The sequence below is a fragment of the Nonomuraea sp. NPDC050310 genome, from assembly GCF_040655795.1.
Taxonomy (GTDB): domain Bacteria; phylum Actinomycetota; class Actinomycetes; order Streptosporangiales; family Streptosporangiaceae; genus Nonomuraea.
Genome location: NZ_JBFAKP010000005.1, coordinates 86,318 through 108,657 on the forward strand (window position 1 = coordinate 86,318; position 22,340 = coordinate 108,657).

The window sequence follows — 22,340 nt, forward strand, 5'->3', positions numbered from 1 at the left end:
CCTGCTCCGCCGGGCGGCCTGCCGTACCGGGCGGCCTGCCGTACCGGGGTCAGGCTCGGCGGCGGCGGTAGCTGATCGCGGCGGTCGCCAGCGCGGCGCCCCAGATCGGCCAGAAGCACTCCGGCAGCCACGCCCCCCATTCCGCCCAGCGGAACCGGCCCGCGATCGTCGCCCGGAGGTAGGTGATCCCGGCGACCGTGATGATGACCGACACGAACCCGGCGGGGATCACCGCGAGCAGCGGCGGCACCCGCCGGCCACGCAGCCACGGGATCCAGCGCGGGAAGATCTCCCCCCACCGCTGGACGAGGCCGAGCGTGAGCACCCCGCCGAGCGCGCCGAAGGTGGCCAGGTAGGCCCCGGCCAGCCAGAGCCTCGGCTCACCCCCGGCGAGGAAGGCGTCGCTCACGCCGAGCGGGATGCCGAGCGCCCACGCCCAGCGGGTCGCGCAGTACACCAGCGGCACCCCGACCGCCACGTAGACCGCGACGCGGCCCCGCTGCGGCGTGAACCAGCGCAACCCGCCCTGCCCGCGCGCCGAGGCCAGGGCCACCGACGCCAGCAGCAGGCCGCCGGTGATGCAGAGCAACTGGTTGAAGACCGGCCAGTGCCAGGCGTCGGCCAGGCCGGCGCCGTCGAGCAGGCCGAAGAGCGGGCCGATCAGCAGGAGCGGCGTGTAGGCCACGCCCATCATCAGCCGCGAGTCCGGGATGACCAGGATGAGCAACGCGGCGATGACCCAGGCCAGGAAGCTCGCCGCCCGCACGCCCCGGGCCACCCCCACGGCCACGCCGGCGGTCAGCAGCCCGAAGGCCGCGACCACCCAGCCGAAGCCGGGGGTCGTCCAGGCCAGGATCGACAGCGCGCCGTCCGGGTCGGGGTCGGCGGCGCCCCAGGGGTATCCGGGCGCGCCCAGGGCCCACGCGGCGCCGAGCCCGCCGTAGGCCAGGCCCCACAGAGCCGCCGCGGCCGACCGGTGGTGAAGGGAGATCGTCATGGGACCAGCCTCCTGGCCAGGGCCGATGTCCTGACAGATGCCGTTCGGCACGTTCAGAAGCCCCGAGGGGTGCCGTTCGGCACCTTCGATCGGGTGCCGTTCAGCCCCGTATCGTCACCCTGGTGAGTGTTCTGGGGGTTGTCGCCCTGTTCGTGGCGTTGCTGGCGGTCGTGGCCGGGTCGGTGCCGCGCTGCCGTCCCGGCCTGCCCGTGGCCGCCGTCGTCGCGGCGGGCACGTCGCTGCTGGTCACCGCGGCACACCTGACCGGCCCGGTGGTGGCCGGTCCCGGCGGTGACGCGCTGTCCATGGCGGAGAGCGTGGTCCTGACCGCGCTCACCGGGGTGGTCGTCCGCTTCGTCCCCGGCCGGCGAGCAGCCGTGCTCGCCGCGCTGGTCGCGCTGGCGGCGGCGACCTGGCTGCTGCGCGTCTTCGACGCGGCCTCGCCGCTGGAGGCGGTGGGGGCCTGCGCGTTCTGGGGCGCGGGCGCCGCGCTGGCCGCCGCCGTGGGCGGCCACCTGCGCCACACCGAGGTACGGCAAGCGCGTGCGGTCGCCGGCACCCGCCTGGAGCTGCGCCTGCGCCTGGCCAGAGACCTGCACGACTACCTCGCGCACGACATCAGCGAGATGGTCGCCCACGCCCAGGCCGGCACGGTCGCCGGCGACCCCCGCGAGGCGCTCGGCCGCGTCGAGGCGGCCGGGCAGCGCGCGCTCGCCATGCTCGACCGCACCCTCGACATGCTGCACCACGACACGCTGAACCACGACACGCTGCACCACGACACGCTGCACCACCACATCCCGCTCACCCCCGGCGGCGACCTGGAGGGCATCCGGGAGGCGGCCGGCCGGTTCGCCGCCGCCGGGCCCGCCCGGGTCGAGCTGACGCTGGAGGCGGCGGACGTGCCACCGGAGACCTCGGCCCTGGCCTACCGGGTGGTGCTCGAAGGGCTGACCAACATCCGGCGGCACGCGCCGCAGGCCCGGCTGGTCGGCCTGCGGGTCAGTGCCTCCGCCGGAAGCCTCGACCTCAGCCTGACCAACGACGGCGTGCGCGCGGCCCAGCCCGTCGGGCGGCGCGGCGGCACCGGGCTGGCCGCCCTGACCTCGCTGGTCGAGGCGCACGGCGGGGAACTGCGGGCGGCAGCCGTACCGCAGGGGTGGTCGTTGACCGTCCGGCTGCCGCTGGCACAATCGCCGGAATGGCCACCCGCATCCTCCTCGCCGACGACCAGGAAGGCATCCGCAGCGCCTTCCGGCTGATCCTCGACGCGCAACCCGACATGAGCGTGATGGCCGAGGCCGCCGACGGCCGGACCGCCATCGACACCGCGAAGGCGATCAAGCCGGACGTGGTGCTCGCCGACATCCGGATGCCGGGCGCGGACGGCATCGAGGTCACCCGGGCGCTGCGGGACACCGGCATCCACGTCGTCGTGGTCACCACCTTCGGCCTGGACGAGTACGTGGACGCCGCGCTCCGGCACGGCGCCGCCGGGTTCCTGCTCAAGCGGTCGGGCCCGGCGCTGCTGGTCGAGGCGGTTCGTGCGGCGATGAGCGGGGACGTCCTGATCAGCCCGCAGCTCACCGTCGGGCTGCTCGCGCGGCGTGGTGAGGCTCGGGAGGGCTCCGACGTGGTCCTGACCGAGCGGGAGGAGCAGGTCGTCACGCTCGTCGCGCAGGGGCGGACCAACGCGGAGATCGCCGCCGAGCTGTTCCTGTCGCCCGGGACGGTGAAGAACCACGTCGCCACCCTTCAGCGCAAGGTCGGGGCCCAGAACCGGGTCGCCGTCGCGGGCTGGGCGTGGGCGACCGGCCGGGCCGGCACGAGCGGGGGAGAGCTGGGATGAGGATGCACGACGACCAGCTCACGATCACTCCGGAGCTCGTGCGTGCCCTGGTGGCCTCTCAGTTCCCCGAGTGGCGCGATCTCCCGGTCACCGAGGTGACCGGGCCCGGCACGGTCAACGCCATCTTCCGCCTCGGCGACGACCTGACCGCCCGCTTCCCCCTCCAGCCCGGCGTCACCGCCTCGGTGCGTGACGGCCTTCGGGGGGAGTTGGAGGCGGAGGCGGCGGCTGCCCGGGAGCTGGCCGGTCGCACCCGGTTCCGTACCCCGGAACCCGTCGCGCTGGGTTCCCCCGGCGATGGTTACCCGCTGCCCTGGTCGGTGCAGACCTGGCTCCCAGGCACCATGGCCACCCCGGACTCCGTCGCCACCTCCACCGCCTTCGCCCACGACCTGGCCGACCTCATCACCGACCTACGCGCCGTCGACACCCGCGGGCGCACCTTCACCGGAAAGGGACGAGGCGGCGACCTGCGCTCCCACGACGCCTGGATGGAGACCTGCTTCCAGCGCAGCGAACACCTGCTGGACGTCCCCCGCCTGCGCGCGCTGTGGGAGCGCCTGCGGGTGCTGCCGCCCGCCGGGCCGGACGTGATGTGCCACAGCGACCTCATCCCCGGCAACCTGCTCGTCTCCGGCGACCGGCTCACCGGCGTCCTCGACGTGGGCGGCTTCGGCCCGGCCGACCCGGCCCTGGACCTCGTCGCAGCCTGGCACCTCCTGGAGCCCGGCCCCCGGAAGGTGCTCCGGGAGCGGCTGGACAGCGACGACCTGACGTGGGAGCGCGGCAAGGCCTGGGCCTTCCAGCAGGCGATGGGCGCCGCCTGGTACTACGTGACGAGCAACCCCGCGATGAGCCGGATGGGCCTCACCACCCTGGAGCGGATCTTGGCCGACTGACCCCGCCGCCACCCTCACCGAGCCGCCGCTGGCCCCGCCCCCGTCTCCGCGATGAACTCGTTGATCACCGCGGCCAGCTCCGGCCCGGCGTCCTCCTGGAGGAAGTGCGCCGCCCCGGTGATGAGCGGATGCGCCCGCCCCTTCGCCCCCGGGATCCGGTCGCTCAGCCCCCGGTGGTCACCCCGGCTGACATGGTCGAGGTCGCTGAACGCGCACAGGAACGGCACGTCCAGCCCCTCCAGCGCCCGCCAGGCCTGCCGCAGCACCGGAGTGACCTCGTCCTGCGGCGTGATCGGGATGAGCAGCGGGAACTGCCGCACCCCGGTCAGGTACGCCTCCCCGGGATAGGGCGCGTCGTAGGCGGCCAGCGCCCCCGGGTCCAGTTCGGTGACGGTCATCGCGTCGATCACGGCCGACGGCTTGAACGGGTGGGTCCGCTGGCTGGACTGCAACCAGGAGGCCAGCATCGGCCAGCCCTCGCCGAGGTCCTCCTCGCCCGTGCTCAGGCCGGTGTTGGCGGCCACGACCCGGCGGAACCGGCCGGGCCGGGCGGCCAGCAGAGGCAGGCCGAGCGCACCGCCCCAGTCGTGGCAGACCAGGGTGAGCTCCCGCAGGCCGAGCACGTCGAACAGGGCCTCGCCGAGCCAGTCGAGGTGCCGCTGGTAGGTGTAGCCGAAGCGGTCGGCGAGCTTGTCCGACTTGCCGAACCCGATCAGGTCGGGCGCGACGCACCGGTGTCCCGCCGCGACCAGCGGCGGGATGACCCGGCGGTACAGGTAGCTCCACGAGGGGTTGCCGTGCAGCAGCACCACCGTCTCCCCGGACGCGGGCCCGGCCGGGCGCTCGTCGAGGTAGTGCATCCGCACCCGGCCGCCGTCCAGCGCGGCGTAGTGGGGGGTGAACGGGTAGTCCGGCAGGTCGGCGAACCGCTCCTCCGGGGTCCTCAGCACGTTCATGTCCATTTCCTGCGATGTTCCGGTCATGCCGATGAGAGATCCGGCGAGGGCGAAGTGTGACGTCACATTCCGGGCGCCGGATCCCTCTTATGGACATGAGCCGACACGACTCGTCGCGGGAGCGGCGATGAACAAGATCGAGCGGTACCTTCTCGACCGGGCCAGGTTCGCGCCCGGCGACCGCGTCACGCCCCGCCGGCCGGCCGGGCTGCGCGGGCCGGTGTCGTTGCCCGCGCCCGGCGGGCTGACCCACCTGCAGTTCCGCCGCTACGCCGGCTGCCCGGTGTGCAACGTGCACCTGCGCACGTTCGCGGTACGGCACGCCGACCTCACCGCCGTCGGCCTCCACGAGATCGCCGTCTTCCACTCCCCGGCCGAGGACCTGCTGCCGCACCACGAGGCGCTTCCGTTCGACGTCGTCGCCGACCCCGGCAAGGAGCTCTACGAGGCGTTCGGCGTCGGCCGGTCGGTGCGCTCGGTGCTGCATCCGCGGGCCTGGCTCGCGCCGGTGCGGCCCAGCACCTACGGTGTGGTGATGCGTGGCGTGTTCCGTGGCGGCCGGCCGTACCCCCGGAGCGGCGAGAACGTCACGGGGCTGCCCGCCGACTTCCTGCTCGACCCCGACGGCGTCCTGCTCGCCGTGCGGTACGGCAGGCACGCCGCCGACCAGTGGAGCGTCGAGGACCTGCTGGCGCTCGCCCGGAGCCACGCGTGAACGAGCAGGTCTTCGCCGAGCACCGCGAACTGCTGTTCTCCGTCGTCTACGGCATGCTCGCCACCGTCGGCGACACCGAGGACGTCCTGCAGGAGACCTGGCTGGCCTGGTCCGGCACCGATCTGGCGCGGATCGAGAACCATCGCGCCTACCTGGTCCGGATCGCCGTCAACCAGGCCCTGGCCCACCGGAAGGCCCTCGACCGCCGCAAGGAGACCTATCTAGGCCCGTGGCTCCCCGAGCCGCTGGTCACCACCGGCGACGCCGCCGAGCCGGCCGAACGCGCCGAGTCGGTGTCGCTGGCCATGCTCGTGGTGCTGGAGACGCTGACCCCGGCCGAGCGCGCGGTGTTCATCCTGCACGAGGTCTTCGGCTACCGGCACACCGAGATCGCCGAGATGCTCGAACGCACTCCGGCCGGCGTCCGCCAGCTCGCGCACCGGGCCCGTGAGCACGTGCGGGCCCGCCGCCCGCGCGCACGCGTCGACCAGCGGACGCACCGGGAGGCGACCGAGCGGTTCATCGCGGCCGCGTTCGGCGGCGACCTGGCGGCGTTGCTGGAGCTGCTCTCGCCGGAGGTCACCCTGTGGGCCGACAGCGGCGGCAAGTCCGCGGTCGGCGGGCCCAGGCCGGTGCATGGCCGGGACAACGTCGCCCGGGTGCTGCTGGCGGGCGCCCGCGAGGTCGGCGACGTCGAGGTGCGTTACCGGCAGGTCAACGGCGACCCGTCGGTGGTCCTGTTCGCCGACGAGACGCCGTTCGCGGTGATGGTGCTCGACCTGGAGGACGGCGGCGAGCAGGTGCGGGACGTCTACGTGGTGAGCAACCCCGACAAGCTCGCCACCCTCGGCGACGCGGCACCGTGACGGGCGCGCCGCCGGGGGAAGGTCTTCCCGCATGCTGCAGGTCTGCCTGAACGGCTCGCGAAGCCGCAGCGAGCACCCCGCTCTGCCGACGACCCCGGCCGAACTGGCCGTCGCCGCGCGGGCGGCGGTCGCGGCCGGCGCCGAGGACATCCACCTCCACCCCAAGGACGACGCCGGGGCCGACACCATGGCGGCCCCGCAGGTGGCCGCCGCGGTCTCGGCCGTGCGCGCGGCCGTCCCCGGCATCCCGGTCGGCGTGACCACCGGCGCCTGGACCGGCCCCGACCGGGCGGCCCGCGTGCGGGAGTGGGGCGTGCTGCCCGACCACGCCTCGGTGAACTGGCACGAGGACGGCGCGGCCGACCTCGCCGAGGCCCTGCTCGCCCGAGGCGTCGCCGTCGAGGCCGGCCTCTTCTCCGGGACCGGGGCCGGCGGGGCGGGAGTCTTCGCGGGGGTGGACGTCGTCGAGCGCTTCTTCGCCTGGCCGGGCGCGCACCGGGTGACGCGCGTCCTGGCGGAGATCACCGACACCGACCCGGACACCGCCGTGTCCACCGCCGCCGCCCTGCTGGACCGCCTGGCCGCCCACGCCGAACGGCCGCACGCCGCCCGCGCCGGAGGGCCGAAGGTCGCCCGCGCCGGACGGCCGAACACCGCCCGCGCGGCCAGGCCGATCCTGCTGCACGGCGAGGACGGCTCGGCCTGGCCGGTGCTGGCCCTCGCCGGTGCGCGCGGGCTGGCGGCCAGGATCGGCCTCGAGGACACCCTCCATCTGCCCGGCGGCTCCCCGGCCCCGGACAACGCCGCCCTGGTCAGGGCCGCTCGGCGGCTGCTTCGGTGAGGGCCAGGGCGATGCAGTCGAGGACCCGCTCCAGCCCGTGCCGGAACCGCTCGTCCGGGCTGAGCCGCGGCTGCCGCGCCTCCAGCGTGATCTTGGTGAAGATCGGGTACTCGCCGCTGTCCACGATCTGCCGGATGCGCGGGTAGCTCTGCGCCAGCCAGTCGGCCTCGGATAGGCCGCTGCGGCGCAGTTCCCCGGCCCAGGTGACCTCCTCGCGGGCGGCGCCTTCGACGTAGCCGTTCAACAGGGCCATCAGGCTGAGGTTCTCGTCGACGGGAACGTGGGCGTCGAGTGTCCCCATCACCCGCTCGATCAGCCGGAGCTGGTTGGGGCCGAAACCGGCACGCGAGCGCTGGACGCCGGCGATCCACGGGTGGCGCAACCACATCGCCCGCAGCTCGCAGGCGTAACGGGTCAGGTCGGCGCGCCAGTCGCCGGAGGGCAGCCTGGCGAGGTCGAGCTCGCCCATCAGGTGGTCGGCGATGAGATCGACCAGGTCGTCGCGGCTCGGCACGTACCGGTAGAGCGACATCGCCCCGGCGCCGATCTCGGCCGCGATCCGCCGCATCGTGGCGGCCTCCAGCCCTTCGGCGTCGGCGAGCCGTACCGCCGCCTCGGTGATCTGCGCCCGGCTGTAGGCCGGTTTCGGGCCCCGGGCGGGGCGCTCGGGCCGCATCCAGATGTTCACGTGGCCACGCCACCTCCTTGCTGCGTACAGGGTACTCAGTGGCGGCTAGGAGCGGGGCGCGTACATGATCACAGCGACGCCGGCCAGGCAGATCAGCGCCCCCGCGACATCCCACCGGTCGGGCCGGAACCCGTCGACGACCATGCCCCACACCAGCGACCCGGCCACGAACACCCCGCCGTAGGCGGCCAGGATACGGCCGAAGTCGGCGTCCGGCTGCAGGGTGGCGACGAACCCGTACAGCCCCAGCGCGATCACCCCGGCGCCGATCCAGACCAGCCCGCGCTGCTCGCGCACGCCCTGCCACACCAGCCACGCCCCGCCGATCTCGGCCAGCGCGGCCAGGGCGAACAGCACCAGGGAGCGGATGATCGTCATGCCTGCCAGTACAGCGCATCCCGGAGGTGACACGTGCTGCAGCCGGCGGGCCCGCGACGAGCTGGTGTGGACCCTCGCCACCGTCCGGCTACGGTGCGCGGTGCCGGACGGTGAGGGCGGCGAGGACGGCCAGCAGACCGGCCAGCGCGGCGAAGCCGTACCCCAGGAAGGACACCGTCGCGACGCCGGCGACCAGCAGCGGCCCGCCCGCGTCGCCGAGTTCGCGGCCGAGTTCGGCCGAGCCCATGGTCTGGCCCAGGCGTTCGGCCGGGGTGGTGGCCGCCAAGGCGGCGAAGCCGAGCGGGGTGATCAGGCCGGTCCCCGCGCCGATCAGCACCGCGGCGGCCAGGAGGCCGCCCAGGCCGGGGAGCATGGCCGCGGCGAGCCCCGCGGCGGTGGTCAGCAGCCCGGCCGTGAGACCGGTGCGGGTGCTGAGCCGTCCGGCGTCGAGGGCCCGCCCGGCCAGCGGCTGGACGAGCGCGGCGCTGGCCGCCAGCGTGGAGACCGCGGCCCCGGTGGCCACGGTGCCGAGCCCGGCCGCCGCGCCGGAGACGGGCAGGAAGCCGACGCCGACCGACAGCGCCGCGGTCGCCCCGGCCAGCGCGGCGGTCGGGGTCAGGAAGGAGCGGCTGCCGAGTCGCCGGGCCAGGTCGAGGACGGTCTGGCGGGCGCGCGGCAGCGGCGGCACGGCAGGGACGGCCAGCGCCGCCCAGAGCGCGACGGCGAGGCCGAGCCCGGCCGTCGCCGCGAACAGCAGCCGCAGCCCGCCCGCCCAGACCAGGACGCCGCCGAGCAGCGGGCCGAGGGTGTAGCCGAGCGACTTGTAGAACCCGTATCCCCCGAAGGCGCGCCCGTGCTTGGCGCCCGGATTGAGCCGGGCGACCAGCGCGGAGGCCGCGGGGGAGAAGGCCGAGGCCGCCGCGCCCTGGCCGAGGCGAGCCGCCCACAGCCACCCCGGGCTGTCGGCCAGGGCGTAGAGCGCGGAGGCGGCGGCGAAGGCCAGCAGCCCGCCGAGCAGTACCGGCCGGGCGCCGACGCGGTCGGCCAGCGTGCCGAAGACCGGCTTGAGCAGCACCTCCGCGCCGTCGTAGAGGGCCAGCAGCCCGCCGAGGACCAGCAGCGAGGTGACCGCGTCGGAGGAGAAGCCGCCGAGGTTGGCCGCGACGGCGTGCGCGCCGAACGCCGTGGTGAAGCCCGCCGCGTACAGCGGCCACATGGCCGCCCTGGCGCTCACCCGGACTCGGCTCGGCAGTTCTGCACAGCGCAGAAGGTAGCAGGGCCACGCCGGTTGGTTTCGGAACGGTTTCGGAGGGTTGACACCGGCCGAAGCCCGGCTCCATATTTTCACCACTAACTTTATTGCCGAAGAAAGCCTGGTACCCCCACATGGCAGGCACTGACCGCGGCGACCTGACCCGGACGGCGATCCTCGCCCTCCTGGGCACGCTCGGGCCGCTGAGCCGTACCGATATCGCCCGCGAGCTCGACCTCAGTCCCGCCACCGTCACGCAGCTCACCCGCGAGCTGATCGGGGCGGGGATGCTGGAGGAGCTCGACCTGAAGCCCTCGCGCGGCGGGCGGCCCGCGCAGTTGCTGGGCCTGATCGGCGCGGCGGGCCGCGCGCTGGGCGTCAAGGTGACCGCCGACCACCTGGTGCTGGTCGACGTCCGCCTGGACGGCGTCGTGCTCGGCTCCTGGGAGCGCCCGTTCGACCCGGCCTCGCCGCACGCGCTGGACGAGCTGGCCGACGCGGTGGAGGCCACGCTCGGCGCGCTCAGCGACGGGCCGCCGCTGCTCGGGCTCGGCGTCGGCGTGCCCGGCGCCGTGGACGACCAGGCGGCCGGCACCGTCAACGCGCCCACGCTGGGCTGGCAGGGCATGCCGGTCGGCGAGCGGCTGCGGCGCAGGCTCAAGCTGCCGGTGCTGGTGGAGAACGACGTCAACGCGCTGGCGGCGGCCGAGCGGCTGTACGGCAGGGGCCGCACGCACCGCGACTTCCTCGTGCTGACCATCGGCCGTGGCGTCGGCGCCGCGATCGTCACCGACGGGCGGGTGTACCGGGGAGCGCGCGGCGGCGCGGGCGAGTTCGGCCACGTGCCGGTGGCCGAGGACGGCCCGCGCTGCGGCTGCGGCTCCTCCGGGTGCCTGGAGGCGTTCGTCGGCACCGCCGGACTGCTCGCCGCCGCCGGTGAGCAGGACCTGGGCCCGGTCGCCTCCGTCGACGAGTTGGGCCGGGCCGCCGCCGAGGGCTCGCGGGCCGCGCTCGGCGTCTTCGCCGAGGCGGGCGCGATCCTGGGCCGGGCCACCGCCGGGCTGATCAACGTGGTCGACCCCGAGGTCGTGGTCGTGCTCGGCGAGGGCGTCGCGCACTGGCCGTTCTGGCAGCCCGGCTTCGACCGCGCCGTGCGCGCCCAGCTCATGCCCGGTCGGCGCGACATCTCCATCGAGGTCGAGGCCTGGGACGAGACGAGCTGGGCGCAGGGCGCCGCGGCGCTGGTGCTGGCCACGCCGTTCGACGCGGCCGGAGCCGCGGGCGAGCAGGGCAGGCTGGTGCGCGCCCGGCTGATCGGGACCCAGTCATGAGCGTGACCACGCGGGCGGCGTCGCCGGTCGAACGGGCCACCGCGCCGCCCCGCCGTACCGCGGGACAGCGCTGGCGGTACGCGGGCACGGTGGCGATCTTCCTGCTGCCGAGCCTGGTGCCGCTCACCCTGTTCACCCTGGTCCCGATGGCCGGGTCGCTGTGGGTGAGCCTGCACGAGTGGGACCTGCTGCAGCCGATGCGCTGGGTCGGCCTGGCCAACTACGCCGACCTGCTGGGCGAGGAGGAGACCAGGGCGGCCTTCGGGCACACCCTGTACTTCATCGCCGGCTACCTCCCGCTGGTGTACGCCGGTGGCCTCGGCCTGGCGATGTTGCTCAACCGGGCGATGAAGGGCCGCAACCTCTTCCGCGCCGTCTACTTCCTGCCGGTGATCACCAGTTGGGTGGTCGTGGCGCTGATGTGGAAGTGGCTGCTCAACCCGGCCAGCGGCATCGTCAACTGGGCGCTCGGCCTGCTGGGCGTCGAGGGTCCCGGCTGGTGGACCGATCCGGACTGGGCGATGCCGTCGATCATCCTCGCCTCGGCCTGGAAGGACCTCGGCTTCGTCATGATCATCCTGCTGGCCGGGCTGCAGGCCATCCCGGGGGAGTACCACGAGGCGGCCCGCGTCGACGGCGCCTCCCCCTGGCAGCGCTTCCGCAGCATCACGCTGCCGTTGCTGTCGCCCTCGACCTTCTTCGTCGTGGTGATCTCGCTCATCAACGGCTTCCAGGTCTTCGACCAGGTGCACGTCATGACCGGCGGCGGCCCCGGCGGGGCCACCCAGGTGGCGGTGGAGCAGGTCTACAAGCTGACCTTCGAGTACGGCAGAGCCGGCGCGGCCTCGGCGTTGTCGTGGCTGCTGTTCGCCGTCGTGCTGGTGGTCACCCTCGTCCAGGTCCGCGGCCAGCGCAGGTGGGTGACCTATGGGTAAGGCGCTGAAGTACCTGCTGGTGATCGCTGGCGCGCTGGTGATGCTCTTCCCCTTCGCCTGGGCGGTGATCACCTCGCTGACGCCGGACGGCGCGGTGCTCGCCTCGCCGCCCGACTTCACCCCGGAAGGGGCCGGGCTGGGCGCCTACGAGCGGCTGCTGGCGGCGATGCCGTTCTGGCGCATCCTGGCCAACAGCCTCTGGATCGGCCTGGCCTCGACCGCGCTGCAACTGATCACCAGCGCGATGGCCGCCTACGCCTTCGCCCGGCTCCCGTTCCCTGGGCGCGGCGCGTTGTTCGCCGTCTACCTGGCCACGCTGATGGTGCCGCTGCAGGTGCTGATCGTGCCGCTGTTCATCGAGATGCGCACCCTCGACCTGACCGACACCTACTTCGCCGTGCTGGCGCCGACCGTGGCCTCGGCGTTCGGGGTGTTCCTGCTGCGGCAGGCCATTCAGCAGGTGCCGCGCGAGTTCGACGAGGCCGCGGTGCTCGACGGCGCGGGCCACCTGCGGATCTTCGCCTTCGTCGTGCTGCCGCTGATCCGGCCCGCGCTGGCCACCTTCGCCATCTTCGCCTTCATGGCGAGCTGGAACAGCTACCTGTGGCCGCTGGTGATCCTGCGCTCGCCGGAGTTCTTCACGCTGCCGCTCGGCCTGGCCGAGCTGCACGGCCGCTTCACCACCGAGTGGAACGTCGTCATGGCCGGCTCCGTGGTCAGCGTCGTGCCGATCCTCATCCTCTACCTGTTCGCGCAGAAGCACGTCATCGCCTCCGTCGCCCAGTCCGGCCTCAAGTAAGGACGAACCCCCCATGAAGAAGACCCTCGCCCTCCTGGCGCTCGCCGCGCTGGCCACCGCCTGCTCGCAGGGCTCGGCCACCAGGGACACCACCACCGCCGAGGGCGGCAAGGTGACGTTGCGCTACTTCACCTTCTCCGCCGCGCCCGACCACGTCAAAGACCTCGACAAGATCGTCCAGGCCTTCGAGAAGGAGAACCCGGCGATCGACGTGGTGGTCGAGACCGCCCCCTACGACCAGTACTTCACCAAGCTGCAGACGGCCATCGCCGGCGGCACCGCGCCCGACACCTTCGAGCTGAACTACGAGAACTTCGTGACCTACGCCGGGGCCGGCTCCCTGCTCGACCTCGGCACCGTCGCCGGCGACACCGCCCCGGCCGGCTACGCCGAGGAGTCGCTCAACGCCTTCCGGCACGAGGGCAAGCAGTTCGCGCTGCCCGCCTCCTTCTCCACCGTCGTGCTCTTCTACAACAAGGACCTGTTCGAGAAGGCCGGGGTGGCCCTGCCCACCGCCGACTGGACCTGGGCCGAGGAGCAGGCCGCCGCCGAGAAGCTGACCGACAAGGGCGCCAAGGTCTACGGCGACTTCCAGCCGGTGCAGTTCTTCGAGTTCTACAAGGCGCTCAAGCAGGCCGGCGGCGAGTTCCTGGCGGCCGACGGCAAGAAGTCGGCCTTCAACAGCCCGCAGGGCGTCAAGGCCGCCACCTGGCTGGTGTCGAAGGTCGGGAAGACCATGCCGACCGAGGCGGAGATCGGCGGCACCGCCGACTACGACACCAACCTCTTCAAGTCCGGCAAGCTCGCCATGTGGCACAACGGCATCTGGCAGTTCGCCGGGCTGAAGGACGTGCCGTTCGAGTGGGACGTGGTCGTCGAGCCCGGTGACGTGACCAAGGCCAGCGCGGTCTTCCATAACTCGGTGGCCGCCTCGGCCGGCACCAAGCACGGCAAGCAGGCCTACGCCTGGGCGAAGTTCCTGTCCTCGTCGAAGGTCGCGGCCACCACCCGCATCGAGTCGTCGTGGGAGCTGCCGCCGATCTCCGACCAGGCCGTCCTCGACGGCTACCTGAAGGACCCCGAGCCGGCCAACCGCCAGGCGGTCTTCGACTCGCTCAAGTCGATCGCGCTGCCCCCGGTGATCAAGCGTCAGCAGGAGATGCAGGACGCGGTGACCCAGGAGCTCGGCAACGCCGCCGCCGGCCGCGTCAGCGTGCAGGAAGCGCTGACCGCGGCCGCCGCCAAGGTCGACGCGCTGCTCGGCTGACCCCATCTACCAGGAGAACTGACCCAGTGATCGTAGGAAGCGACCTGGCGCGGGCGCGGCTCGTCACGCGCAGCGTCGAGGTGATCGGCGCGCATCAGTCGCCCTCGGGGGCCTACCCGGCCAGTCCCACCTTCTCGGCCTACCGCGGCTACGCCTGGCTGCGCGACGGCGCGTTCATCGCCGAAGGCATGAGCCGGTCCGGGCAGGCCGAGAGCGCGAGCGCCTTCCACGCCTGGTGCGCGCGGGTGATCGGCGCCCGCCGCGACCAGGTCGAGAGCCTGATCGCCCGGGCCCGCGCCGGGCTGCCGGTCTCGGCGGCCGAGATGTTGCCCACCCGCTTCACCCTCGACGGCGGCGACGGCGCCGACGAGTGGTGGGACCACCAGCTCGACGGCTACGGAACCTGGCTGTGGGCGCTGGCCGAGCACACCGCCCGGCACGGCGCGCGGGTGCCGGGAGCCGAGGAGGCGGTCGGCGTCGCCGCCCGCTACCTGATCTGGTTCTGGAACCAGCCCTGCTACGACTGGTGGGAGGAGCACGTCGACCAGCGGCACGTCTCGACGCTCGGCGCCGTGCACGCGGGACTGCGCGCCGCGGTGGCCGGCGGCCTGCTCGACAACCGGGAATCCGCCACCGCCGCGCAGGCCGTGGCCGACATCGCCGCGTTGGTGGCCGAGCACGGCGTCGCCCCCGCCGGTCACCTGCGCAAGTGGCTGCCCTCCGGACAGGGCACGGTCACGCTGGTGGATCCGGACCAGGCCGTGGCCCCGCTGCACGACCTCGACGCCCAGGGTCTCGGCGGCGACGCCGTGGACGCCTCGCTGCTGGCCTGCGTGGCGCCCTTCGGGCTCTACCCCGTCGGCCACCCGGTGGCGGTGGCCACGGTGGCCGAGGTGGAGCGGCAGCTCGCCCGCGACGGCGGCGTGCACCGCTTCCTGGCCGACAGCTTCTACGGCGGCGGCCGCTGGGTGCTGCTGGCCGGCTTCCTCGGGCTCAACCACGCCGCCGCCGGCCGTCGCGCGGAGGCGCTGCGCTACCTGGACTGGATGGCCGCGCAGGCCGACGAGTCGGGGCAGTTGCCGGAGCAGGTCTCCGACGTCCTGCTCGCGCCGCGCCGGCTCTCGGAGTGGACGCGCCGCTGGGGGCCGGTCGCGCGGCCCCTGCTGTGGTCGCACGGAATGTACCTGATGCTCGCCGACGCGCTGGAGGTCCGCGCATGATCACCCACCGCCCGTACGGCTCGGGCCACCCCTACGCCGACACCCCCGACCAACGGCTGCCGGTCACGCCCCTGGACGGGCAGCCGGTGGAGCTGCGGGTGCGGGCCGCCGCCTCGGTGCGCGAGCTGACCTGCCAGTGGCGCGTCGACGGGCGCGACGCCGCCGAGTTCGGCCTGACCAGGGTGGGATCGGCCGAGGATCCGGCCGGGGACGAGCAGCTCGACGGCGGGCACCTGGCCGCCGCGCAGGCGCGGGCCGCCCGGGCGGCCTCCGGCTCGTGGCGCGTCACGACGCCGCCGCTGCGCGCCGGGCATCGGTACGGCTACCGCTTCGTCGCCACGACCGACGGCGGTGCCCGCCGTACCAGCCGGTGGTTCGAGGTCACCGCGGCGAGCTGGCAGGACGGCGGCGGCAAGCTGACCACGCGTGGCGCCGACCGGATCGTGCCCGGCAGCGTGCGCTGGCTCGCCGACGGCGACGGCGTACGGCGGAGCCGGTTCGAGATCGCCCTCGCGCCCGGCGAGCACGTGGTCGGCTTCGGCGAGCGCTTCGACCACGTCGACCAGCGCGGCCGGACGCTGGACGCGGTGGTGTTCGAGCAGTACAAGGCCCAGGGCGAGCACGGCCGCACCTACCTGCCGATGCCGTTCGCGATCGTCGTCGGCGGCCCGCGCACCTGGGGCTTCCACGTGGCCACCTCGCACCGGACCTGGTACGACGTCGGCGACACCCTCACCGTCGAGGCCGACGGCGCCGAGGTGCACGTCACCTTCTACGAGGGCGAGCCCGCCCGCGTCCTCGACGCCTTCCTCGACGACGTCGGCCGGCCGGCCGAGCTGCCCGACTGGGTGTTCCGGCTGTGGGCCAGCGGCAACGAGTGGAACACCCAGGCCCGCGTCATGGCCGAGATGGACGCCCACCGCGAGCACGACATCCCGGTCGGCGCGCTGGTCATCGAGGCGTGGAGCGACGAGAGCACCTTCACCGCCTTCCGCGGCGCGCAGTACGAGCCGGGGGAGGAGCCGCACACGCTGGCCGACTACACCTTCCCGGCCGACGGGCCTTGGCCCGACCCGAAGGGGATGGTGGACGAGTTGCACGAGCGCGACATCAAGGTGCTGCTGTGGCAGATCCCGCTGCAGAAGATGCGCCCGCACCCCGCCCACCAGGCCGCCGTCGACGCCCGGCAGATCCTGGAGCACGGCGTCCGTGAGGCCGACGGCCGGCCGTACCGCAACCGGGGCTGGTGGTTCCCGCTGGCGCTGATGCCGGACCTGTCCAGCCCGGCGACCCGCGAGTGGTGGACGGCCAAGCGCCGCTACCTGGTCGAGGAGGTCGGCGTCGACGGGTTCAAGACCGACGGCGGCGAGCACGCCTGGGGTCACGACCTGCGTTACGCCGACGGGCGGCGCGGCTCGGACGGCAACAACCTGTTCCCGGTGCACTACGCCCGCGCCTTCGGCGACCTGCTGCGCGCGGCCGGGAAGGCGCCGGTCACCTTCAGCCGGGCCGGGTTCGCCGGGTCCCAGCCGCACGGCGCCTTCTGGGCCGGGGACGAGGACTCCACCTGGGAGGCCTTCCGCGCCTCGATCCGGGCCGGCATCACCGCGAGCGCCTGCGGCATCGTCTACTGGGGCTGGGACCTGGCCGGCTTCTCCGGGCCGGTGCCCGGCGCCGAGCTGTACCTGCGCGCCGCCGGGACCAGCGCGTTCATGCCGATCATGCAGTACCACTCGGAGTTCAACCACCACCGCACCCCGCGGCGGGACCGCACGCCGTGGAACATCGCCGAGCAGACCGGCGACGAGCGGGTCCTCCCGCTGTTCCGCGCCTTCGCCAAGCTGCGCGAGCGGCTGGTGCCGTACCTGGCGGCGGAGGCGGCCAAGGCCGTGCGCGGCGGCGCGCCGCTGATGCGCGGGCTGTTCTTCGACCATCCGCGCGACGAGCGGATCTGGGCCTACCCGCTGCAGTACAAGCTGGGCGACGCCCTGCTGGTCGTGCCGGTCACCGAGCCGGGCGCCGACGGGGTGGAGGCGTACCTGCCCGAGGGCGAGTGGATCGACGTCTGGACCGGCCAGGCCCGCCCCGGCGGTCAGGTGCTCACCCTGGACGCGCCCCTCGACCGGCCGCCGGTGCTCTGCCTGGCCGCGCACTGGCCCGGGCTGTCGGCCGTGTTCGGCTCAGGTCACATGCCCGACCGCGCGTAGGCGTGCAGCGCGTCCTGGACGAAGGCCGCCCCCGCCGCGTCGTCGTACATGCCGGCGTAGCGGGGGTCGTCCACGTACATGTCGCCCACGCCGATCACCATCTCGATCGAGCGTTCCCGGTCGCCGTCGAACGTGGGCGTGCCCGGGATCCGGCTCAGCCACCGCACGTGCCGGGCGGCCAACTCCTGAGCTTTGTCCGACTGCGGGGAGATCCCCGCCTTGGCCAGGTCGACCCAGGCGGCCACCAGGTCCTCGGCGTCGCGCTTCCAGGCCCGCTGCTGCTCCAGGGTCTTGCCGTGCCACCAGTCGTTGCTCACCCGGAAGGCGCGCTCACCCCAGCGGGCGATCACCTCGTCCTTGTAGTAGTCGTTGAACCCGGCCAGCATGACGTCCATCCGGGGCTCCCCGCCCGCCTCCAGGACTTCGAGCGTCTGCCGGACCGACCGGATCTGCCGGTCGAGGCGCTCGCGCTCCTCCTCCAGCGCCGCGATGTGACCGCGCAGCCCTTCGGCCGCGTCCACCTCCTCGGCCAGCACCTTCGCGATGGCGGGCAGACCCATGCCGAGCCGGCGCATCAACAGGATCCGCTGCAACCGCAAGACCGCGCCCGCGTCGTAGTACCGGTACCCGTTCGCCCCCACCCGCGACGGCGTCAGCAGCCCCGTGCTGTCGTAGTGCCGTAGCGCGCGGCTGGTGATGCCGGCCCTGGCGGCGAGTTCCTGGATCGTCCACTCCACCGTCCCAGTCTCACCGCTCGTCGGCGAAGCCCGGCACCCGGGTGCCGATCACCCTTCCCGACGGGTGATGGCGATGACCTCGGCGGCGTCGGCGTGGAGGGCCTGGGCGGGGGTCTGCCCGGTGGCGGTCAGGTAGGCGTCGGCCAGGCGGTTGCCCGCGGCGTAGCCGGCGCCCATGGGCAGGCCGACGGGGGTGAGGCCGAACAGCTCGGCGCTCGGGTCGCCGTGCACCCAGGCGGTGAAGTTCTCCATGCCGGTGACGTCGAGCCCGGTGAGCACCTTGGCGAACACCTCGTCGTCGTGCAGGTGCGGGACGCCGATGCGGGTGTGGCCGAGCTCGTCGCCGTAGAGCTGGCGGGCGAAGGCGTCGGCCAGGCCCTCGGAGACGATGTGCTCGCCGACCGTGACGGTCGCCGGGTCCCACAGCACCCCGCCGGGCGCGAACCGCAGGTTGTGGTGGAGCTCGTGCACCGCGGTCACCTCCAGCCGCGCCACGTTCTCCGGGCAGGGCCAGAGGGTGATCACGATGGTCCCGGTGATGCCGCCGAACCCGGTCACGCCCTTGCAGGGACCCATGAAGTGCTCGTCGCCCGGGTCGCCGAGGATGACCGCCACGGTGATGTCCGGGGCTTCCAGCCCCGGGTTCGCCTCCACCAGTACGGCAAGCGCGTCGTCGAAGGCCCGCCGCAACCGCTCCAGGGCGCCGGCCGCCTCCAGGGTGTCGAGCGCGTCGAGGCAACGCTCCTCGTCCCGGTCGAGCGGGAACCCGGAGGTCTGCCCGTGCAGGGCCACCAGGTCGAGCTCACCGGGGTGGTAGCGGTACATCGGCCTGGTGGGCTCCAGCATCTCGCCCAGCAGGGCGGCCCGGCCGGCGGGCGGGGCGAGCAGGATCCGCCGCATGGCGGAGAAGGTGTCAAGAACAGTGATGGACATGGCGGCGATGCTAGAAGTTGACGCAACGTCAAGGTCAAACCGCTGCACCCCAAGGGTGTTCCCACGCCCTCGGCAGAGCCACGGGCGTGGGAACACCCCGGCAGGGGTCACTGGGTGGCGAGCCACTCCTGGAAGGTGGGGCCGGCGAGCTTGGCGTGCGGGCCGGGCAGGAAAGCACCCTCGGCGGCGAGCTCGCCGTCGGGCACGGCCGAGCCGTCCACGCCGACGACCTTGACGCCCCGGCGGGCGCCCAGGAGCGCGGCCGCCTCGGCCAGGATCTCCGCCCTTGGCCCGGCGATCTCCAGGACCGGCGCGGCCGGGTCGGGCTCGGCGGGCCGAAGGGCCAGGTCGGCGAGTTCTTCGGCCACGGTACGGCAGGCGACGAGTTGGGCGGGCAGCGCCGGGACGTGGGCCACCTCGCCCGGCTGCCAGTCCAGGAGCTGGCCGACGAACTCGTGGAACTGCGCGGCGCGCAGGATCCGGACCGGGAGCGGGCCGGCCGGCAGGAGGTCCTCGTGCGTCTTCTTGGCGGCGAGGAACCCGGCGGTGGCCTTGTCGGCCCCGATGATGGAGGCCACCACGAGCCGGGCGGCGCCAGCCTGCCTGCCGTACTCGTGCAGGTTCCGGGCGGAGGTGCGGAAGAAGGCGGTGGCCGCCTCCTGCTCGGAGGCGTGCCAGGAGGCGACGTCGACGATGATCTCGACGCCGGTGAGCGCCTCGGCCAGGCCGTCGCCGGTGATGATGTCCACGCCGGTGGCCCGCGACATCGGCACTACGTGGTGCCCGCGCTCGGTGAGGACGTCCACGACGTGCCGGCCCAGCCGTCCGGTGGCTCCGGCGACCGCGATCTTGGTGGTGCTCATGAGGGGTTCCTTCCTAGTCGGTGTAGTTCTGGCCGGGCGGCATGCCGGGGATCGGCTTGGCGATGAGCGCGGCGGGGGTGAAGAAGCCGATGTGCGCGATGGCCATGATCAGCGTCCACATCGCCTTGTCGTCGTAGTGCTCGGTGGCCCTGGCGTACAGCTCGTCCGGGACCCGCTCTCCAGACGGGTTCGGCGTCAGGACCGCCTCCACCAGCTCCAGCGCGACGCGTTCCGCGGCGGTGAACACCGTGGCGTCCCGCCAGGTCGCCACCGCGGTGATGCGCTCCTCGCTCTCCCCGGCCTGGCGCAGGACGCCGGTCTCGCGGACGGTGAAGTACGTGCTGCCCAGGAGCTGCCCGGCGCGCAACTGCAGCAGATGGACGTTGGTCTGCGGGATCGCGCCGTTGCGCAGGACGTTGTGCAGGCCGGCGGCGACCTCGGCCATCTCGGGGACGAACGGGAGCGGGCTGGGCATCCGCGATCGCTGATCTGCTGTCATGGCGAGACCTTCCTTCTCGTGAGGTGCGTGAACACGAGACGCCGGCCGCCGCGACCCTGTGACGGAGTCGCGTTGTGACATACGCCATCGGTCCCGGCCGTCACAGACGGGCGGGCTGCGGCGTCTAGTGCGCATGAGGGAACGCAGCGACCGAACCGAGGCGGTGGACTCGGCCACCGGGGTGTTCGTCACCCACCGCAACCTGCTCTTCACCGTGGCTTACGAGCTGCTCGGCTCGGCGGCCGACGCCGAGGACGTGCTGCAGGAGACCTGGCTGCGCTGGGCGGGCGTGGATCCGGAAACCGTGCGCGAGCCGCGCGCCTACCTGGTGCGGATCGTCACCCGGCAAGCGCTGGACCGGCTGCGGACGCTCGGCCGGCGCCGGGAGTCCTACGTCGGGCCGTGGCTGCCCGAGCCGCTGCTGACCGCGCCCGACGTGGCCGAGGACGTGGAGCTGGCCGACAGCGTCTCGATGGCGATGCTCCTGGTGCTGGAGACGCTCCAGCCGACCGAGCGGGCGGTGTTCGTGCTGCGCGAGGTGTTCGACGTGGACTACGACGAGATCGCCGAGGCGGTCGGCAAGAGCCGGCCCGCGGTGCGCCAGATCGCCCGCCGGGCCCGCGAGCACGTCGCCGCGCGCCGGCCCCGCGGCGCCGGCTCCCCGGCCGAGCATCGCGCCGCCCTCCAGGCCTTCCAGCGCGCGGTCGAGACCGGCGAACTGCAGAACCTGCTCGACGTCCTCGCACCGGACGTCGTCGCGCTCAGCGACGGCGGCGGCATCCGGCACGCCCTGCTCCAGCCGATCGTGGGCGCCGCCAACGTCGCCCGGCTGCTGGCCGCCGGCTGGTGGCGGCGGCAGGCCCCGCGGACGGCCGAGTTCGTGCAGATCAACGGCGGCCCCGGCCTGCTCGTCCGCGTCGGCGGCGAGATCGACGGCGTGGTGGCGGTGCGCGTGGAGAACGGCCTGGTCACCGGCGCCTACCACGTACGCAACCCCGAGAAGTTGTCCCACGTCGGCCGCGAGGTCGTGGTGAGCCGCTGATCCCTTCACCCGGGAGCAGCCCGGCGCTGGATCAGGCGCCGGGATCGGCCTCGCCGTTGAGGTAGCGCCCGGGTGAGGTGCCGACGGTCCGGCGGAACGCCGCGAGGAAGGCGCTCGGGGTGGCATACCCCACCGTGTGCGCCACCTGCGACGAGGAAGACGCGGCGGCGGCCAAGCAGATCCGCCATCCGGCCGCACGACAGCAGCAGCCCGCCGAAGGCCAGGAAGTAGGCGTTGACGACCCAGGACTACCCGGACGCGCTGAACCCCAGCTCATCGCGGATGCGCCCTGCCCCCTCGCCGGGCGGGCATAGGGTGGTCGCCATGTCATTGCAGCTTGTTCAGGCGAACTTCAAGGCCAAGGACGACGTGGCACTCGGCGGGTTCTGGGCGGCGGCGCTCGGCTGGGACGTCTCCAGCGAGGGGCCCGGCGTGACCAACCTGCAGCCCGCGGGCTTCACCTGGCCGGACCCGAACGGTTTCTACCTCGACTTCGTGGCCGTCCCCGACCCGGAGACGGTGACGTACCGCGTGCACCTCGACCTCGCCACCACCTCCCAGGCCCACCAGGCCGAGCTGGTCGCCCGGCTGACCGAGCTCGGCGCGACCCCCGCCGACGTGGGCCAGGGCGACGTGCCGTGGGAGGTGCTGGCCGATCCGGAGGGCAACCTCTTCTGCGTGCTGGAGCCCCGGGAGCTGTACCGCGACACCGGGCAGATCGCCGCGGTGGTGGTCGACTGCGCCGACCCGCGGGCGATGGCGCGGTTCTGGGGCGAGGCGACGAGCTGGACCGTGCACGAGGTGGACGACGAGCACGCGCGGCTGCGCTCGGCCGGCGGCGTCGGGCCGTTCCTGGAGTTCCTGCGCATCCCGCCCGGCGGGACCCCGGTGGCCAACCGGGTGCACCTCGACCTGATCCCGGACCCGATCGAGACCCAGAAGGCCGAGGTGGCCCGGCTGCGGACCCTGGGGGCGGCCTCGGCCGACGTGGGCCAGGGTGAGGTGCCGTGGCAGGTGCTGGCCGATCCGGAGGGCAACCAGTTCTGCGTGCTGGGCCGGGCCTGAC

General features: G+C 73.6%; 23 protein-coding genes. 14 read left to right on the forward strand and 9 right to left on the reverse strand.

Features of this window, described 5'->3' with window-relative positions; all coding sequences use genetic code 11:
* Positions 1–49 precede the first annotated feature (49 nt).
* Positions 50–997, reverse strand: a complete 948-nt coding sequence (locus AB0I67_RS15550; RefSeq protein ID WP_357923483.1) for a hypothetical protein — start codon at positions 995–997, stop codon at positions 50–52.
* Between the two features lie 122 nt (positions 998–1,119).
* Between AB0I67_RS15550 and AB0I67_RS15555 the strand changes: the two genes are divergently transcribed.
* The 3 genes from AB0I67_RS15555 to AB0I67_RS15565 are packed head-to-tail and all read left to right on the forward strand — an operon-like array spanning position 1,120 to position 3,745.
* Complete coding sequence (locus tag AB0I67_RS15555; protein WP_357923484.1) at positions 1,120–2,259, forward strand: histidine kinase; 1,140 nt, start codon at positions 1,120–1,122, stop codon at positions 2,257–2,259.
* Entirely contained in the window at positions 2,199–2,846 is a 648-nt protein-coding gene (locus AB0I67_RS15560; RefSeq protein ID WP_357923486.1) for a response regulator transcription factor, read from the forward strand. The genes AB0I67_RS15555 and AB0I67_RS15560 overlap by 61 nt, the downstream gene beginning before the upstream one ends.
* Positions 2,843–3,745, forward strand: coding sequence for an aminoglycoside phosphotransferase family protein (locus tag AB0I67_RS15565; RefSeq protein WP_357923488.1), 903 nt, complete (start codon positions 2,843–2,845; stop codon positions 3,743–3,745). The genes AB0I67_RS15560 and AB0I67_RS15565 overlap by 4 nt, the downstream gene beginning before the upstream one ends.
* Positions 3,746–3,759: 14 nt before the next feature.
* On the opposite strand, the gene AB0I67_RS15570 is transcribed toward AB0I67_RS15565, so the two are convergent.
* Positions 3,760–4,701 carry a haloalkane dehalogenase gene (locus AB0I67_RS15570; protein WP_357923490.1) on the reverse strand — a complete coding sequence of 314 codons (942 nt, stop codon included), beginning with the start codon at positions 4,699–4,701 and terminating at the stop codon, positions 3,760–3,762.
* A gap of 127 nt (positions 4,702–4,828) precedes the next feature.
* On the opposite strand from AB0I67_RS15570, the gene AB0I67_RS15575 reads away from it, so the two are divergent.
* The 3 genes from AB0I67_RS15575 to AB0I67_RS15585 are packed head-to-tail and all read left to right on the forward strand — an operon-like array spanning position 4,829 to position 7,123.
* On the forward strand, positions 4,829–5,416 hold the full coding sequence (locus tag AB0I67_RS15575) for a peroxiredoxin-like family protein (protein ID WP_357923491.1): 588 nt from the start codon (positions 4,829–4,831) through the stop codon (positions 5,414–5,416).
* Positions 5,413–6,282 carry an RNA polymerase sigma factor SigJ gene (gene sigJ, locus AB0I67_RS15580; RefSeq protein ID WP_357923493.1) on the forward strand — a complete coding sequence of 290 codons (870 nt, stop codon included), beginning with the start codon at positions 5,413–5,415 and terminating at the stop codon, positions 6,280–6,282. The genes AB0I67_RS15575 and sigJ overlap by 4 nt, the downstream gene beginning before the upstream one ends.
* 31 nt (positions 6,283–6,313) lie before the next feature.
* On the forward strand, positions 6,314–7,123 hold the full coding sequence (locus AB0I67_RS15585) for a 3-keto-5-aminohexanoate cleavage protein (protein ID WP_357923495.1): 810 nt from the start codon (positions 6,314–6,316) through the stop codon (positions 7,121–7,123).
* Here the strand turns inward: AB0I67_RS15585 and AB0I67_RS15590 are convergent.
* The 3 genes from AB0I67_RS15590 to AB0I67_RS15600 form a co-directional block, all read right to left on the reverse strand.
* Entirely contained in the window at positions 7,095–7,811 is a 717-nt protein-coding gene (locus AB0I67_RS15590; protein ID WP_357923497.1) for a TetR/AcrR family transcriptional regulator, read from the reverse strand. The two genes, AB0I67_RS15585 and AB0I67_RS15590, sit on opposite strands and share 29 nt — an antisense overlap.
* 45 nt (positions 7,812–7,856) lie before the next feature.
* The gene (locus tag AB0I67_RS15595) at positions 7,857–8,189 is read right to left on the reverse strand and encodes a YnfA family protein (RefSeq protein ID WP_357923499.1); all 333 of its coding nucleotides are present in this window, start codon (positions 8,187–8,189) and stop codon (positions 7,857–7,859) included.
* Between the two features lie 88 nt (positions 8,190–8,277).
* Positions 8,278–9,423 (reverse strand): MFS transporter, encoded by a 1,146-nt coding sequence (locus tag AB0I67_RS15600; protein WP_357923500.1) that lies wholly within the window; start codon positions 9,421–9,423, stop codon positions 8,278–8,280.
* 152 nt (positions 9,424–9,575) lie between these two features.
* Here AB0I67_RS15600 and AB0I67_RS15605 point away from each other — a divergent pair, with 152 nt between their 5' ends.
* Genes AB0I67_RS15605 through AB0I67_RS15630 form a run of 6 tightly spaced genes read left to right on the forward strand, consistent with a single transcriptional unit; the run spans position 9,576 to position 17,200 of the window.
* Positions 9,576–10,772, forward strand: coding sequence for an ROK family transcriptional regulator (locus AB0I67_RS15605; RefSeq protein WP_357923502.1), 1,197 nt, complete (start codon positions 9,576–9,578; stop codon positions 10,770–10,772).
* Positions 10,769–11,707 carry a sugar ABC transporter permease gene (locus AB0I67_RS15610; protein ID WP_357923504.1) on the forward strand — a complete coding sequence of 313 codons (939 nt, stop codon included), beginning with the start codon at positions 10,769–10,771 and terminating at the stop codon, positions 11,705–11,707. The genes AB0I67_RS15605 and AB0I67_RS15610 overlap by 4 nt, the downstream gene beginning before the upstream one ends.
* The gene (locus AB0I67_RS15615; RefSeq protein ID WP_357923506.1) at positions 11,700–12,506 is read left to right on the forward strand and encodes a carbohydrate ABC transporter permease; all 807 of its coding nucleotides are present in this window, start codon (positions 11,700–11,702) and stop codon (positions 12,504–12,506) included. Before AB0I67_RS15610 ends, AB0I67_RS15615 begins: the two co-directional genes overlap by 8 nt.
* Before the next feature lie 13 nt (positions 12,507–12,519).
* Entirely contained in the window at positions 12,520–13,773 is a 1,254-nt protein-coding gene (locus AB0I67_RS15620) for a sugar ABC transporter substrate-binding protein (protein WP_357923508.1), read from the forward strand.
* A gap of 26 nt (positions 13,774–13,799) precedes the next feature.
* Positions 13,800–14,993 carry a glycoside hydrolase family 15 protein gene (locus AB0I67_RS15625; RefSeq protein WP_357923510.1) on the forward strand — a complete coding sequence of 398 codons (1,194 nt, stop codon included), beginning with the start codon at positions 13,800–13,802 and terminating at the stop codon, positions 14,991–14,993.
* Positions 14,990–17,200 carry a TIM-barrel domain-containing protein gene (locus tag AB0I67_RS15630; RefSeq protein WP_357923512.1) on the forward strand — a complete coding sequence of 737 codons (2,211 nt, stop codon included), beginning with the start codon at positions 14,990–14,992 and terminating at the stop codon, positions 17,198–17,200. The genes AB0I67_RS15625 and AB0I67_RS15630 overlap by 4 nt, the downstream gene beginning before the upstream one ends.
* On the opposite strand, the gene AB0I67_RS15635 is transcribed toward AB0I67_RS15630, so the two are convergent.
* From AB0I67_RS15635 to AB0I67_RS15650, 4 genes are all read right to left on the reverse strand, one after another.
* Positions 17,179–17,937 (reverse strand): MerR family transcriptional regulator, encoded by a 759-nt coding sequence (locus AB0I67_RS15635; RefSeq protein WP_357923514.1) that lies wholly within the window; start codon positions 17,935–17,937, stop codon positions 17,179–17,181. The two genes, AB0I67_RS15630 and AB0I67_RS15635, sit on opposite strands and share 22 nt — an antisense overlap.
* A gap of 48 nt (positions 17,938–17,985) precedes the next feature.
* A complete protein-coding gene (locus tag AB0I67_RS15640; protein WP_357923516.1) occupies positions 17,986–18,870 on the reverse strand; it encodes a DUF2268 domain-containing putative Zn-dependent protease in 885 nt (294 codons plus the stop codon).
* A 107-nt stretch (positions 18,871–18,977) separates the two neighbouring features.
* Positions 18,978–19,733 carry an NAD(P)H-binding protein gene (locus AB0I67_RS15645; protein WP_357923518.1) on the reverse strand — a complete coding sequence of 252 codons (756 nt, stop codon included), beginning with the start codon at positions 19,731–19,733 and terminating at the stop codon, positions 18,978–18,980.
* A 13-nt stretch (positions 19,734–19,746) separates the two neighbouring features.
* Positions 19,747–20,208, reverse strand: a complete 462-nt coding sequence (locus tag AB0I67_RS15650; protein WP_357923520.1) for a carboxymuconolactone decarboxylase family protein — start codon at positions 20,206–20,208, stop codon at positions 19,747–19,749.
* A 157-nt stretch (positions 20,209–20,365) separates the two neighbouring features.
* Here AB0I67_RS15650 and AB0I67_RS15655 point away from each other — a divergent pair, with 157 nt between their 5' ends.
* Both AB0I67_RS15655 and AB0I67_RS15660 read left to right on the forward strand, forming a co-directional pair.
* Positions 20,366–21,274: an RNA polymerase sigma-70 factor gene (locus tag AB0I67_RS15655; RefSeq protein WP_357923522.1), complete on the forward strand. Its 909-nt coding sequence runs from the start codon at positions 20,366–20,368 to the stop codon at positions 21,272–21,274.
* 324 nt (positions 21,275–21,598) lie between these two features.
* Positions 21,599–22,339 (forward strand): VOC family protein, encoded by a 741-nt coding sequence (locus AB0I67_RS15660; RefSeq protein WP_357923524.1) that lies wholly within the window; start codon positions 21,599–21,601, stop codon positions 22,337–22,339.
* The last annotated feature ends 1 nt before the right edge of the window (position 22,340 follow it).